Genomic DNA, 14,959 nt, shown 5'->3' on the forward strand with positions numbered 1-14,959 from the left:
TAGACAGGAATCACGCTCAATGATCCCTGATCACCAAAGCGAGCTGTCTGCCACCATGATTTCGTACACTATTGAATCATGCTCAAGAAAACAGTTGAGCAATTTTTTGTTGAAAAGGCCTGTTATGAAACCGAGAAATGGAAGATGAAGAGGGCGGGAAAAAATAAATGCTACACGTATATAAGATAACGGATGGTAGCAAACTCAATAGGCCCGATCAATACATCATGTCGTCTGGAGCAAAAATCTTTTCACACAATATCCAACGGATCTTTACCCATCCGATTTCGGTGGTAATGTCACAATCGAAAACCAAAACCCTTCCATCATTTTGATAGCTTGAATTAATCCCTCGACATTCATGGGTTTGGTAATATAGGCATTGGCATGAAGGTCATACGACTTCAACACATCGGCTTCCGCCGTCGATGTGGTCAAGATCACAACGGGTATGGAGCGGAGGTCTGGAGTCTGCTTGATTTCTTTGAGGACCTCACGCCCGTCCTTTTTGGGAATGTTCAGATCCAAGAGAATTAAATCAGGCCGCGGAGCGTCAACGTAGGGCGCTTCCTTCCGGAGTACCGCCATCGCTTGAACGCCATCGTTCACCACCTGAATATTGTTTAAGACTTTGGCATCTTTCAACGCCTTCTTAATGAGGAGCACATCGCCAGGACTGTCTTCGATGAGCAAAAGGTCAATCGCCCGAATGTTTAATGGTGCATTCATCTCAACCGATCCCTATTTATGAGGAATGGTAAAATAAAAGGTACTCCCGACCCCGAACTCCGAATCAACCCAAATTTTACCACGGTGCTGTCCGATGATTTTATGACAAATGGACAACCCAATGCCACTACCAGGGTACTCAGATTTCTGATTGAGGCGCTGAAACATGTCGAAAATCTGCTCACGATACGCAGGCTCAATCCCAATGCCATTATCCGCCACGGAAAACTGCCAGGCCTCTTCCTGACGTACAGCTCCAACGTGGATAATGGGCGATTGCGGACCACTGAATTTTAACCCATTGCTGATCAGATTTTGAAAGACTTGCGCGAGTTGATTACCGTTTGCGAGAACCGTCGGTAGAGGGTCATGAGTGACTACAGCCTGCTTTTCGGCAATGGCTTCGCCGAGGTTCAAGAGTGCCTCATTCAAAAGGCTTTCGCAATCCGTTGAGTTGAACGTCTGCTCGATGTTTCCTAATTGAGAATACTCCAAAAGCCCATCAATCAACGTCCGCATGCGCACCGCTCCATCCACTACATAGCCAATGTATTCATGGGCCTCCGCATCCAAACGACCATTATATTCTGTGGCAAGAAGTTGGATGAAGCTACTAATCATGCGAAGTGGCTCCTGAAGATCATGGGATGCCATGTAGGCGAATCGTTGCAATTCTCTATTCGAGCGCGCTAGCGCGGCACGTTGTTGAAGCAGCTCACGTTCGATGTGTTTTTGGTCAGTAATGTCTACATTCACACCAGTCATTCGTATCGGTCGTCCCTCCGCATTGCGAATAACATGGGCAAAGGCCCGAATGTAGTGAATGGAGTGATCAGGCCACATGATTCGAAAGTGCGTGTTATAGAGACTGTTGCCTTTAAGGGCTTCCTGTGTTTCGGCTCGGGCTTGGGCAGCGTCATCGGGATGGAGACTCTGTATCCAGGCCTCATAGTCCTCAGAGTATGTATCCGCGGAGATTCCGTAAAGGGCATACATGGTGTCATCCCAGGTCAGCACATCGTTAATGACGTCCCAGTCCCAAATACCAATGTGGCCTGATTGTGTGGCAATTTGCAGGCGTTCGGAGAGGCGGTTGATTTCGTCTCGACGCTTTTGGGGCTCCGTAATATCCAAAAACGTGACCACAGCTCCTTCGATCGTACCCTGTTCATTCCGGATCGGCGTACTCGTGTATTCAACCGGAAAACTGGTACCGTCTTTCCGCCTGAGCACTTCATCGTCTAGATGATGGACAGCGCCGTCCATGAAAGCGGCCGACATCGGGCAGCCCTCGCCCTGACAGGGAGACCCATCCGGCTTCGTGGGATGAATAGTCGCATGCATAGGAGAGCCAAGAAGTTCCTCAGGGGAATACCCCAACATCTGCGCTGCAATAGGATTCACAAAGGTGGCCTTGCCTTCTATATCTAATCCAAAAATTCCTTCTCCAGCGCAAGTGAGAAGTAATTCATTCCGGCGATGAAGGACCTGAAGCAGTGATGTTCGTATCCCTCTCGTCACGATAAAAGCTGTCATCCACACTGCCAAAATTGAAATGATACGATTCACACTCACTTTCCATACATTGCCTCCAATTGGAGATTGCCACCATCCCATGAAAATTAAGAGAGTGGATATCACTGCGAATATCCAGGTTGTTTGCGAAGAATTTAATTTTAATGTTGCGACAATAGGCAAGACGTACAGGACACCGGTCGCCACGCCCAGGGGCGTCAGGAGATCCGCAGTACTCGCTCCTATCAGCAAAAGTAAAGAGAGACCCACGTCTTGAACAGTTCTGCCCGTGGGCTGCCATATATCCCTACTCATTTTTGATGTCCCAGGTAGTTTTCAGTACCAAGAGACACAAACCGGAAGAAGAAAGAGGTGGGTTTCACCCGATCAACCTTTCGTCAGGAGTGCTTGGTGAACATGAGAATCATCGCTTGACCCACCAACGTCTGCAACGCATTGTGCAAGGGTTGATTGATTCAAATCGCATGAGATCCGATCAATTACACAAAGCATACCTCAAGCATAACCAGCATTGGATCGCAATGACACGCCAGTATAAAACCGAATCTGTAGGTCTTTGGTCACGAGAGGATTATGGCAAATGTCAGATCAGTCGTAGCATCGCGAAGAAGCAATATTTGCTGCGCGATGATCGCGTGGGGGCAAAACGTAATATCGTGAGGCGTTTCACTCGCACTGATACCCACCGTTGACTTAAACCATTGTCGCGCTAGGACAATGAGACTGATGAGCGCAATAGGTGTTTGGCCAATATGTGTCGCCAGGATGGTCAGATCATCAAACTGGAGTTTCAACGGAGTATCAAAAACGGGATTCGCCGAAAGAGCTTGAAGTCTCACTAGTACATCAGATGGCAGAGGAGCAATGTGCATAGATTTTAAATGCTCTGCCTCCTTCATGCTTCTTGTTCCTTACAAGAACAGGTCTTGTATACCAGATCAACCCCAAGGCTCTTCCTGCCATGCCAGGATTGATCATGGGCAGTCTCGGCTGTTATCTGATTTCTCGACCTTCCATAATCAGTGAGTTGGCCTTCCCAAATTTGCCTTTAAACCCTCTGAAGGAGAGATCAATGGTCATAGTCTTTTCCTCGCTCCCAACAAATTCACCTGTGAAGCGCGCAAAAGAGCCGCCATGCATAACCGACGCAATCGCATGCTGAAGCTGATTCGTGGCGACGCTACTCATGACTTTCAACGGCCCTTCCCAGAGTAGTTTCCCTACCACGTCTTTGGCGTTCACCCCACAGAAATCTAACATCGTCTGATTGACTTCTCGTACAGTGCCATCTGTGTCTAGAATGGCCATTAATTGAAATGCCGAGTTGAAGACAGCTCGAAACTGCTGTTCGTGTTCGCGTATTGCTGCCTCAGCTTGCTTTCGGTCTGTGATATCTTTAGCGATGCCCACTAACCTGACAACGCGCCCCTCTGCATCGGACACAGGAAAGGCTTGGTCCCAGATCCACCGTACAGTCCCATCAGGTTGGATAATACGAAAATCCTGACTAAACGTCCCATTTGCCGCTTTGTCGAAAAACGCATGTTGTGTACCTGCTCGATCTTCAGGATGAATGGCATCAATCCAATCAAGCCCTCGGTCATACAGACTTTGACATGACCGTCCCCAGATCTTCTCATAGGCCGGACTAACATACTGTATCGTTTTACCTGTCGAGTCGGCCACCCAGAACACGTCATGGATATGCTCAGTAATTTGGCGAAACCGTCCTTCACTTTCCCGGAGAGCCTGCTCGGCCAAAAGGTCAGCCGTCTTGTCAATGAACATCAACACAGCTCCCACCGTCTGTTGGTTCGGCGCCCGATACGGCAAAACTTGAAACAGGTAGGTCATATCGCCATGTTGAAATTCCCGACTTCTTGCCCGTTCCGTATCGACCACTTCCAGCACGTCTTCCCGAAGAAACGGCATATCAAGACGAGTCGGAATCGTTGTGAGCGCATGGCCAAGATGCTCCTCTGACATCTCGAAGAGCGCGGTTGCCGCTGGAGTAAACCGGGTGAGACGGCATGATTTGTCAACCACGACCAGGCCAAATCCAATCGCCTCTTGAATATTTTCGAGGTCCGTGTTCGCCGAACTCAATTCAGCCGAACGTTCCTGAATCTCTTCATTCAGCGTCGTTAACTCTTCATTGGTTGATTGCAACTCTTCATTCGAGGTTTCTAACTCTTCATTCGACGATTGGAGTTCTTCGTTGGCTGACTGGAGTTCTTCATTCAACGATTGGAGTTCTTCGTTGGCGGTTTCCAGTTCTTCCACAGTGGTTTGCAAATGCTCTTGTGTGGCCACCAGCTCTCTCTCAAGTTCTTTGATGCGCTCACCGACCAGTCCTTTCGTACTCTGCCTGGACAGCTTTACAGGCTTGACCGTGGGAATAGATTCGAAAAATATCACGATGGCACCTGCCTGGCGACTCTCACTCTTGATCGGCCGAAGATGTAATTGGATGGTCTCCGCTTTCCCCTTCATATCAAGGATAAGATTCTTTGTCGACAGTGGAATCTGCTCACGGGTGCATTTGATAAGTATTGAGCGTAATTCTGCTCGTAAATCAGGCCGGATCATGGCGAGCACATTGAGTCCGGCCTCTCCCTGAGCCAAAGTCAGATACGAACCCACCTCACCCCGAACAAGAATGACATTCATGTGATCGTCCACCACGACCCCAGGATGCCCATACGCCTCGACCGTTATCTTGTTGACCACATCGCCAAGTGACGGTTCTTTGACTGCTCTCGCTTTTCCGGAACTCAGTGGTTTGAAATGCTGGAGAGCCAGAGGACCGACTTGCACACGCCGGGTTCGCCCTCCTCCGCGACGCCGAAAGATTTTCGACTTTTTCTCAACCGGAGAGAAGAGGTCAAGAAATTGCCCTGTCGACTCTGACTTTCCAAGAAACATAAACCCATTTGGATTCAGAATATAATGAAAAATCGGCAACAGGCGTTGTTGGAGATGCGGTGAAAAGTATATCAGAACATTTCGGCAACTGACGAGATCAAGACGAGAAAATGGCGGATCTTTGACAAGATCTTGCCGAGAAAACACGACCATCTCACGTATTGATTTCAACACCCGATATTGATTTTCGGTTCGGGTAAAATATTTTGCCACGATAGTTTTCGGGACATCGACAATGGACGCTTCCGGATACAGGCCTTTTCTCGCTCGAGCTAGGGCATCGGTGTCAATATCCGTCGCAAAAATATTCACTTTTAATGTCCGATTTTTTCGAGTCAGCGAATCGGCCACCAGCATCGCGATTGAATAGGCTTCTTCGCCGCTGGCACAACCGGCTACCCACATCCTCAGATTGTCTCCCTCGCTTTTGCTATCGACGATTTGATCAATCACATCCTTGAGTACCCCATAGGCTTGGGCATCTCGGAAAAGGCTTGTGACTGAAATAATGATGTCTTTATAGAGCGCATCAAGCTCACCTGGCGAGGTCTCCGCTAATTCAAGGTATTCCGTCACATCGTGGATCTTATGGACAGCCATTCGCCGTCCTATTCGCCGATGAATCGTATTTTGCTTATACTCGGAAAAATCACATCCGGTGCTCTGATGCAATCGTGCATAGAGCGTTTGGAGCGCTCTGACCGAGGCTTCTTCCTTAATTAACAGTGGAAGTCGCGTGGGATAGACGAGAATTCCAGGAAGCTCACGGCCAATTTCTGGGGAGGGAAGAATGAGATCAACACATCCCGTATCAATAGACGTTCTCGGCATGCCGTCATATTTGGCCGTTAAGGGATCTTGAACAATAATGAATCCCCCGGCCGCCTTAATCGCTTTCACGCCATGTGCTCCATCAGACCCTGTCCCCGACAGAATGATGCCTACAGCCCGTTCTGCCAATTCTTCCCCGAGAGACGAGAAAAATATATCGATGGATGGTTTGGGACCTACTGAACCCGCACGAGGCTGAGCGAGCATGAGTTTCCCTTTTTCAAATACCACATTACGATCCGGGGGCGTAATATAAATGGTGCCAGGCCTTGGGGTCGTCCCATCTCTCAGTTCTAGGATGGGCATTTCTGAATGTCGACTCAACAGTGTCACCAACATACTGGGATGTTTGGGATCCAAATGTTGTGCCAGGACATAGGTAATCTGATTCGTATGGGGAAGCGTCGGGATGAGCACTTGAAGCGCCTCCAACCCTCCGGCAGAGGCTCCAATGCCAACCACCACCAGCTCTCCACCTCGAGCCGGTGGTGCTGTGACGATCTCAAGATCATCAGGCTGCGCGGCAAGTTGACTCGATGACACACGTCGGGGTCGAGGGCGACCTTGGTGGGTTGTCTTAGACTTCGCGTGGTCGGGTTTGGTTATTTGGGACTTCAGTGTAACAGATTTCTTCTTGCGAGCAGAAACTTCAAGAGGGGTCTTTTTTTTCAATGGAACACGTCCGGTTTGAGGGAGGACTTCGACTATAAGCTTGGCCTTCGCAGCCTTAGGCGATACTTTATTCTTTACTGGCTTCGATTTTGTTTTATTTTTAGAGGGAACCTTCTTGGCAACAAAAGTTGTTTGGGAAGGGGTCTTTTTTTTCTCAGCCATAATTTTGGAGTTCATTACTCATTACGTACTACCCTTGCCAATGTTTTTACACTTTGTTCTCTGTTTTGACAACACGACTAAACTCTAAATTTACGGATAAGGGATACTGGTGGAACAGTTAGATTGTATCCTTCTGCTTAATCTATAGCAATCTATTGAAACGATTCAGAAAACGATCAAAGGCTGTCCTGACCCTTGCCCAAAAACTAGACCGTTGGCAATCAAATTCTTCACAAACGATACTGAGAATTTCCATTCTGAGCATCGAGGCTTCCGTGAAGATATCTTGATGTCTCATCCGAAATAGTGCCGTTGTACCCACCGACGAGCTTCCTCTACGGTATCAAACTCCCCTTCCAATTGCGCTTCAAAGGCCGCGCTCAAGATCATCCCCATTTGCGGACCTGCAGATATATTCATCTCCAAAAGATGGCGCCCCATCAACAATGCCGTGGGTCCGTGATGTTGGATGTCTAAATTCTGAGCAACACTCAACATCTCCGCCATCTTGAGTGGAAGTTCTTGTGGAAGTGGAGGACGACCGCTATGATCAGCCTCTACCAACCGCGCTAACATTTGCAAGTTTTCTCCAACCTCATCAAGCGCCACAGCCACGCGTCGCACATGACGAGGAGATCCACTGAAATCAATATGCGTCAAATGATAGCGACAGAGCTGAATCACTCGGCTCATCAACTCATGGGGCATCCCGACCCTTTCAAGAAATTTTTGAAACGTCTCAATCGTTCCGGTATGACCATGTGACCGAATACGATCACTCAGGACTTCCGTGGTTTCAGGCTTTCCAAGATCATGACACAAAGCAGAAAATACCAACGCGGCACGATCTAGGGAACTGAGATCATCACGTTCGGCAATACGGGCAGCCTGGTCAACGACATGCAAGGTGTGTGTCCAGACATCCCCTTCAGGATGAAAACGAGGATCCTGGGGGCATCCTTGAAGCACCACAAGCTCCGGGTACAGTTGAAGCCATTCGCATTGCTGAAGAAACTGTAGGCCAGCCGAAGGCCGTTGCGACTGCGCCGCCCACTTATACCATTCCCCCCAAATACGTTCGATGGCCAGCGTGTCATATTCAGGTATGAGCTGCAGGCAACATTCAATCGTCTCGCATGTTGCCTGCAAGGCAAATCTTCCAGCAAACTGGAGGCCACGAAGCACTCGAAGCGGATCTTCCGAAAATTGCGCTCCCACATGTCGCAACACATGATCATGAAGATCCTTGTATCCTGAAAACGGATCGATCAATTCCTTGGTATCCGGATCATAGGCCATGGCATTCACCGTAAAATCCCGACGAACCGCAGCTTCTTTCGGCGTCATCGTGGGATCAGAGAAAATGTCAAAAGCCTTATGGCCGAAACCTGTTTTGGATTCTCGACGTGGAATGGAGACATCAATCGGCAAGCCATGAATTTTTATGATTCCAAACGCTTCTCCGACGACATCAATCGTGAAATGTGCTGCCAAGAGTTGCTTCAACTTCTCAGGGTGTACGCCATAGACTTCGATGTCGAGATCTTTGAAAGTCATGCCAAGAATAGCATCACGCACACACCCACCGACGAATAGAGCTCGCCCACCCGCTTGTTGAACAGCGTGAACAAGTTTGTTCACTGCCTCTTGCGTCTCGTCATGGCCTATATGTAAATCTAGTCGTTCCATTTACATTCGTTGAGGCATAACAGATGATTTCATGATTGACCATTTCTCGGCACGCACGTTTTCATCGAGTCCTTCACGAAGGATTTGGTGCCATAAACGCTAAAACTCGAAGCCGTTGATCCGTATGGTTGAGAACCCCATGCTCCTCACCGGCTGGAGCCATTGTTCCCTGCCCTTGCCCGAGCACATGACTTTCCCCACCAACTCGAAACGTTCCAGCTCCCTCTATGACGAGATACACTTTATCCTGATCGGCATGGACATGACCTTTTTGCTCTTGTTTCGGCTCAAGACAATACACGTCACAGAAAAATCTTGTTGACTGAAACAGATTGTGTTTTTTCATTTTCTCCGAAGAAAACTCTTGAAAATCAGCAAGATTTACAATTTTCATCTGCTCACCCTCCTTATAGAAAATACATCAAGCATGCCTGTACCACAAAACGGTTCGCAACTCATATCCGCTAGCGGTTCAACTGCTGGCCGTAGTCATTCGATTAGGTTGAACCCCTGTCCCTATCATGGTAGCCTGAGAGGAAGATTTCGACTCAAGCAGCCCATACCGCCGACCGGCATTTATGAAAGGGACTAGGATGCACACCGTTCGTTTATTCTTTGCGTGGTCCATCAGCGTCATCATTCTTTCTCTGGCTATCACTCCATCACTGTGGGCCGCAAGTTCCACAATTCAAGGTGAATTTGAACTGCTTGATGAGCCCTCAAAACATGAAAAAGGCAAAGTCATCCTGTTTGAATTTGCCGACTTTTATTGCCCGCATTGCCACATGTTCGAGCGAATTGTCGTGACCAAACTCAAAGAAGCGTTCGGCGATAAATTTGAAGCTCGACTCGTCGGATTTCCCGTCATGCCAGGGAAACTGCCTACAGCTTTTGAAATGTATGAACAGGCAGTCACCATGGGCAAAGGTCCGGAAATGAAAAAGGAACTGTTCAGCTCCATCCATGGGAAAAAAATCGAAGTGTTCGATAAAACCATACGACGACTGCTGCTCAAAAAGCTAGAACTCGATGTTGAGACATTTGAACAAGGATTAGCCAGCGGCGTTCCCTACCGAACGCTTGAGGAAGGCAAAGCCTGGGGAGAACGCATTAAAGTCACTCATACCCCTACTATTGTCATAGACGGAAACATTCGAGTCGCAAACTTAACGGAAGACAACCTGAAGACGATTATTCAAAGCATCCTCGATCAGGACAAACATTCATAATCGCTGCTTCATTGCCACTCACTGTTCAATCAAACAAAGGATTCAGCACATGGGGAAGAAAAGCAAATCAGACGGACCGTTTCCAGAAATAAACGATTTAGTCGCAGGCATGGAAGACCTCATGCGAGATGAGAATGGCCAACCATTAACTCCAGATCATCCGCAATACAAAAAACTTTCTGCTTTGATGGAAACCATGGTAAATACCATGAACAATAAAAATACTGATACCCCATTTAACGGCCCCCAAGGTCAGGCATAAAGTCGCCTACCCTTATTCTCCTCCCAGGCAATGGGAATACAGACACGACACAACATCGAACATACATTCAAGTACAGCGCCCATAGATGTGACAGGGTTTTTTGCATACGGCCAAACCGCTGAACGTTACGATGTTATGAGAAATTTATTCGCATCCGGCCAGTGAGCCGAAAGACAAGCACGCACGTTAGCGATCATGGAATAGATTGACAAATACTCCTATAACGACTAAAACATCACCAGCTGGAACACAAAAAACGCGGAGAGGTGGGTGAGTTTGGCTGAAACCAACGGTTTGCTAAACCGTCGTAGGGTAATACCTACCGCGGGTTCAAATCCCGCCCTCTCCGCCAGTGTTCAGCAAATGCTTACCACCTGACAAACGCCTGACTCTTTCCTGTAATTCCCGCTACCAGTTCAGTCTATCCATGACAGCCATCCATCTTAGATCGTATCCATGCTTCCATCGCACACATCGTAATCGTTATGCGTGAACATCGCTGGGAAACGCCATCACTCCTCTCCTTTGATGATATCTTGCAAACAACGCAACACCTCCAACGAGCAGGACTGACACCTACTCATATCGAAAAAGATATTATTTGTTACATCGAAGAATGGAACGTACCCGGCCCACAAGGTATACAAGCACTTGATCCCTGGCCATTAGAAGATGTCACACTCATTCATGTTTTAGATCATTGGACAGGAGACTTTTTCTTACTGGCCGGGCAATACCATACGGTCGTTCAACAGTACCAATCCGTGAACACCTATTGTTCAATCTGCCACCCGTGGCGTATTGACGAACACATGGTGACATTACTCCCGGGAGCGATGTTTTGGTTGGGATTTCGACATGCACATGCGTTTATTCGAGTCCGGGTGCATACGACTGACATCGTCGCACCTGGCGAAACATGGGCAGATCATCAACGCCCCATGTGGTTACACGAACGTCAAGCCGCATTTCAATCCGCGATTCAGACACTGGACTTACCGTTAGAAGCCGTGATCGACCGCACACAAGTCCAACTCCTCACCCCACGTCATGACACTCCGCTTTTCTGTTCATGGCCAGATGCCTTTGGACCATGCCAATTCGAATTAAACTCACCCGACGTCTTTGAATTTCTTGTGCCAGCCAGTCAACTCGCAGCAACATGGCAAGGCCCACCGCAGTCGGTACGTGCCTATCTCACTGGATTTACAGAAGAACAGCTCATTCACTTTGACTCATTTGATATACAGAAACATTCGGTATACCGATGTTCCGTCCATTGTGTCATGAACGAACTTCCAGAACTGCTGAGCATTCTTGGGAACACCGGTCGCCTCTATTCCACACTCTGCGAATTTCAAACATCGTCAATTCTCCCGAACGGAGATGATTCGGCAGCCATTATCGGTCTTGTTGGATACCAGGGGACATTCCAAATCGAAGTCCGATTAAATCGATATCCAGTGAGCCCACACGACACGACGGATTGGTTGGAATCTGTTATCGGAAGACCTGTCACCTATGCTCCTCTTTCCGCATTTCCGTAGCACAACACCGGCATTTGGTTTGTGGTCGACTGTAGACTTGAAAGAGTTCCCCCTAGCCTCCTGGCCCACTTTTCACGTCTTGAAGAAGCCCGAGAGCAGCCTCATACACCTCGTCAACGGAAATCTGCTTCATGCAGTTGTCTGCGCCACGAAAACAACCTGGATGAAAACATGCGCGGCAATCGAGCTCCTTGTAAATAACCTGCGAGTTGTTTCCCCTTGGCCCCCACGTTTGAGGATTGGTCGGACCGAACAATCCCAACACTGGACATCCAACGGCAGAAGCCATATGCATCAAACCGGTATCGTTACCGATAAACAATGTCGCATGTTGCATCAACGCGGCAAGTTCCAACAAGGTCGTTTTTCCCACGAGCGAGTCAGTTGATGTCTGAACACGCTCTTGAATGGCCAATGTAATGGCGTGATCGTGAGCATCCCCAACAAGCACGACTCGCAGTGATTTTTCAACCAGCCGATCACTTAATCGCGCAAATCGTTCTAAAGGCCAGGCTTTAAACCAAAAACGTGCCGTCGGGTGGACCATCACCCAAGGCTGCCCAATGAGGCCAAGTTCGCCTAAGATGGTCTGAGCACGCTGGTTGTGTTCGGTTCCAACGTACACCGTGGGCTTCGGAACGTCAGCGTGAGCATCAATCAACGTGAGAGCTTCCGTATGATACTCAACCATATGACGCCCCTCAGGTCCGGATGAAAGACAATGAGAGTACAATCGCCCTCTCCATCGATGTTCATGGTTAAAGCCAATTCGAACAGACGAACCAGAAACCCAAGTCAGCAAAGCTGAACGATCCCCGTCAGTTAAATCAATGACGCAATCAAATCGTCGACGGCGCACAGCAAGCCAGAATCGTATCTGCTCGATCACACTTCCTCGGGGAAGCACCAGCACTTCATCGACATGCGGATTATGCTGAAGTATCTCTTGCGTTCCAGAGTTCACCAGGCAAACCACGTTGGCAGCAGGAAATTGCTGTCGCAATAGGGAAAGGACCGGGGTCGAGAGAATCACATCTCCAATATACCGCAACTTAATAACAAGGATATTTTTCATCAGAGTGTTCATGATTCACATCACACCCAAACATACAGATGGCTCATCAGCAAAAACGATTCACGCTTATTGAATTGACCAAGGGCTCATGACTTGGGGAATCACATTCATCACGTCTTGAACAGAAATTTCCAATAATCGTTGATAATCTTGCTCGTAATCGACACGATGCCAATAGGCATCTCCGGTGTTGCCTTTTGTGAGCATCGTTGCACGACTCCCCCAGGGTGCATATTGAACGGTATCTGCCACACCGTACAGCCCAATCACGTGAGGCTTCGTTAATGCTGAGGCAATATGCATCGGCCCAGTGACATTTGAAATGACTAAATCGAGTTCTGCTAGCACAGCTATCAACTCTCGCAGACTGGTTTGTCCTGCCAAATTCAATGGAGGAACGCGCAGCATCTTAGCGATTCGTTGACAGACCGCACGATCATCCGGCCCTCCGACTAAGACAATTCTCACATGATACTGTTCAACGAGAAAATCCGCTAACTGAACAAATCGATCCGACGGCCATATTCTCCACGGTGACCCAGCACCTGGAACAAGACCGACCAACCGTTGAGAGTCCATCATGTTGACGCCTAGCAATCCCAACGCACGCTGCGTCTCATCAGAAGTGAGAAACAGTTCTAACGGGGCTTCCTGAGCATCAACATTTCCCACAAGAGGATGAATCAAGGCCAACTTTTGTTCAATCAAATGTCGATGGTCACGAGATACATGGATGGAGTGACTGTATAGAAATCCGCGTAACCTCTTTCGGTAATCTTCACCATATCGACGAGAGGCGCCGGATAACCAGCCCAACATCGCACTTCGTGGTCCACTAAATACGTCAACAACCGTATCAAATTGTCCTTCGCGAATTTCGGCGATGAGCTGTCGCCACTGCCTGAATTGTGAAAACTTGGATAGGCGTTTGGTCGCACGACGATCAATGACAAACACGCGGTCGAGATGTGGATTGTTTTGAAGAATGTTCGCGCTGGCGCCATCGGCAAGTGCCGCAAGGTACATATTGGGATAGGCCATTCGAAGTTGGCGAATGATAGGTGTCATGAGCACCACATCGCCAATCGCCCGTATCGCTAAGAGTAAGAGTCGTGTAGGCCTAGCGCTCGACATAAAGACACGGTTCTCAAGGATTATGGTCCGATTCCTCTTTCACTCATCATCCGTTCCCTACAACACGCTCATAGAGTTCAACTGTGCGAGTTGCCGTTTGATCCCAAGAAAACTGCTTGGCTCGTTGCAGACCGGCCTTTCGCATACTGAGTCGAAGCGTTGAATCGCTGAGGACTTCCCGCATTGCATATTCCAAGGCGGGAATATCCAACGGACCGACCATCTTCGCGGCCCCACCAACGACTTCAGGCAAGGAAGACGTATTCGAACAGACAACCGGGCAGCCACAAGCCATAGCTTCTAATACCGGCAACCCAAAGCCTTCATAGAGAGAAGGAAACACAAAGACTGATGCGTGCTGATAAAACCGAACTAATTGCTCATCCGAGACAACGCCGGTAAACACAGTTTGCGCCTCGATTCCTTTTTCCTTCGCCAATCGAAGAAGGTCATCCTGTTTTTTAAGATCTCCAACAAGAAGTAATTGATGACCGTGTCGAATTTTTTCCGGCAACAATGAAAAGGCAAGAATAAGCGATTGAACATTTTTTGTCGGATCAGCCCCAGCCACACACAAAACGTATGGCGCCTCAGGCTGTTCTTGAACAACGTCAGTCGTTAAAGGCGTAAAAATATCCTGTTCGACCCCTTGCGGAATAACCGTCACCCGATCTTCTGACACGCCAAGGTTCCTCACAATATCGTTCCGAGAACAGTCCGACACGGTAATGACATGATCGATAGTCTCGAAAGGACGAGGAAGATACAAGAGCTTCATCAGACTGTAGAAGTTGACATGTTTGTTCGGCTTTGGATACAGCAACGGCTTGACATCATGAATAGTGACAATAAACTTTCCCTGTTTGAGGGCGATACAAGAATCATAAGGAAAATGCAGGAGATCGTAACTTCCCACACTCATCGTTGCGAATTGCTCCCAAAATCGCCGCTTAAATACGGGGTAACGACAAAACCGGTAATGGACGTTTGGATAGGAAGGAAAGTTCAAGGCCTTGACGGGCATAATAATGTCATATTCATTGTTCCGATCAACACGACCAAGCCCTTCAATCACATTACGCGTATATCGTCCAAGACCAACATTGAGATCATTCAAATGCCATGCAGCGATCACAATTTTCATACTTCGTTAAACTTCATCTGTTG

At 48.2% G+C, this 14,959-nt stretch carries 12 protein-coding genes and 1 tRNA gene; 4 read left to right on the forward strand and 9 right to left on the reverse strand.

The window, feature by feature from the left end:
- Window positions 1-273 precede the first annotated feature (273 nt).
- The 6 genes from ACWHX8_RS11280 to ACWHX8_RS11305 all read right to left on the reverse strand — a co-directional run bounded on the left by ACWHX8_RS11280 (window position 274) and on the right by ACWHX8_RS11305 (window position 8,938).
- Window positions 274-729, reverse strand: a complete 456-nt coding sequence (locus ACWHX8_RS11280) for a response regulator (protein WP_447968224.1) — start codon at window positions 727-729, stop codon at window positions 274-276.
- A gap of 12 nt (window positions 730-741) precedes the next feature.
- Window positions 742-2,559: a PAS domain-containing protein gene (locus tag ACWHX8_RS11285; protein WP_447968225.1), complete on the reverse strand. Its 1,818-nt coding sequence runs from the start codon at window positions 2,557-2,559 to the stop codon at window positions 742-744.
- Window positions 2,560-2,825: 266 nt separating this feature from the next.
- Window positions 2,826-3,164 carry a hypothetical protein gene (locus ACWHX8_RS11290; RefSeq protein WP_447968226.1) on the reverse strand — a complete coding sequence of 113 codons (339 nt, stop codon included), beginning with the start codon at window positions 3,162-3,164 and terminating at the stop codon, window positions 2,826-2,828.
- A gap of 94 nt (window positions 3,165-3,258) precedes the next feature.
- Window positions 3,259-6,855: a chemotaxis protein CheB gene (locus tag ACWHX8_RS11295; protein WP_447968227.1), complete on the reverse strand. Its 3,597-nt coding sequence runs from the start codon at window positions 6,853-6,855 to the stop codon at window positions 3,259-3,261.
- 294 nt (window positions 6,856-7,149) lie between these two features.
- Complete coding sequence (locus ACWHX8_RS11300; RefSeq protein WP_447968228.1) at window positions 7,150-8,544, reverse strand: CCA tRNA nucleotidyltransferase; 1,395 nt, start codon at window positions 8,542-8,544, stop codon at window positions 7,150-7,152.
- Between the two features lie 73 nt (window positions 8,545-8,617).
- The gene (locus tag ACWHX8_RS11305; protein ID WP_447968229.1) at window positions 8,618-8,938 is read right to left on the reverse strand and encodes a cupin domain-containing protein; all 321 of its coding nucleotides are present in this window, start codon (window positions 8,936-8,938) and stop codon (window positions 8,618-8,620) included.
- A 199-nt stretch (window positions 8,939-9,137) separates the two neighbouring features.
- Between ACWHX8_RS11305 and ACWHX8_RS11310 the strand changes: the two genes are divergently transcribed.
- The 4 genes from ACWHX8_RS11310 (at window position 9,138) to ACWHX8_RS11325 (ending at window position 11,583) form a co-directional block, all read left to right on the forward strand.
- Window positions 9,138-9,773, forward strand: a complete 636-nt coding sequence (locus ACWHX8_RS11310) for a DsbA family protein (RefSeq protein ID WP_447968230.1) — start codon at window positions 9,138-9,140, stop codon at window positions 9,771-9,773.
- A 49-nt stretch (window positions 9,774-9,822) separates the two neighbouring features.
- Entirely contained in the window at window positions 9,823-10,035 is a 213-nt protein-coding gene (locus ACWHX8_RS11315) for a hypothetical protein (protein ID WP_447968231.1), read from the forward strand.
- 261 nt (window positions 10,036-10,296) lie between these two features.
- A tRNA-Ser gene (locus ACWHX8_RS11320) sits at window positions 10,297-10,388 on the forward strand.
- 133 nt (window positions 10,389-10,521) lie between these two features.
- Window positions 10,522-11,583, forward strand: a complete 1,062-nt coding sequence (locus ACWHX8_RS11325) for a hypothetical protein (protein ID WP_447968232.1) — start codon at window positions 10,522-10,524, stop codon at window positions 11,581-11,583.
- A gap of 52 nt (window positions 11,584-11,635) precedes the next feature.
- Here ACWHX8_RS11325 and rfaQ read toward each other — a convergent pair whose 3' ends face one another.
- From rfaQ to ACWHX8_RS11340, 3 genes are all read right to left on the reverse strand, one after another.
- Window positions 11,636-12,658: a putative lipopolysaccharide heptosyltransferase III gene (gene rfaQ / locus ACWHX8_RS11330; RefSeq protein WP_447968233.1), complete on the reverse strand. Its 1,023-nt coding sequence runs from the start codon at window positions 12,656-12,658 to the stop codon at window positions 11,636-11,638.
- A 66-nt stretch (window positions 12,659-12,724) separates the two neighbouring features.
- Window positions 12,725-13,792, reverse strand: a complete 1,068-nt coding sequence (locus ACWHX8_RS11335) for a glycosyltransferase family 9 protein (protein ID WP_447968234.1) — start codon at window positions 13,790-13,792, stop codon at window positions 12,725-12,727.
- Window positions 13,793-13,838: 46 nt separating this feature from the next.
- Entirely contained in the window at window positions 13,839-14,936 is a 1,098-nt protein-coding gene (locus ACWHX8_RS11340; RefSeq protein WP_447968235.1) for a glycosyltransferase family 4 protein, read from the reverse strand.
- Window positions 14,937-14,959 lie beyond the last annotated feature (23 nt).

The organism is Nitrospira sp. M1 (assembly GCF_965152605.1).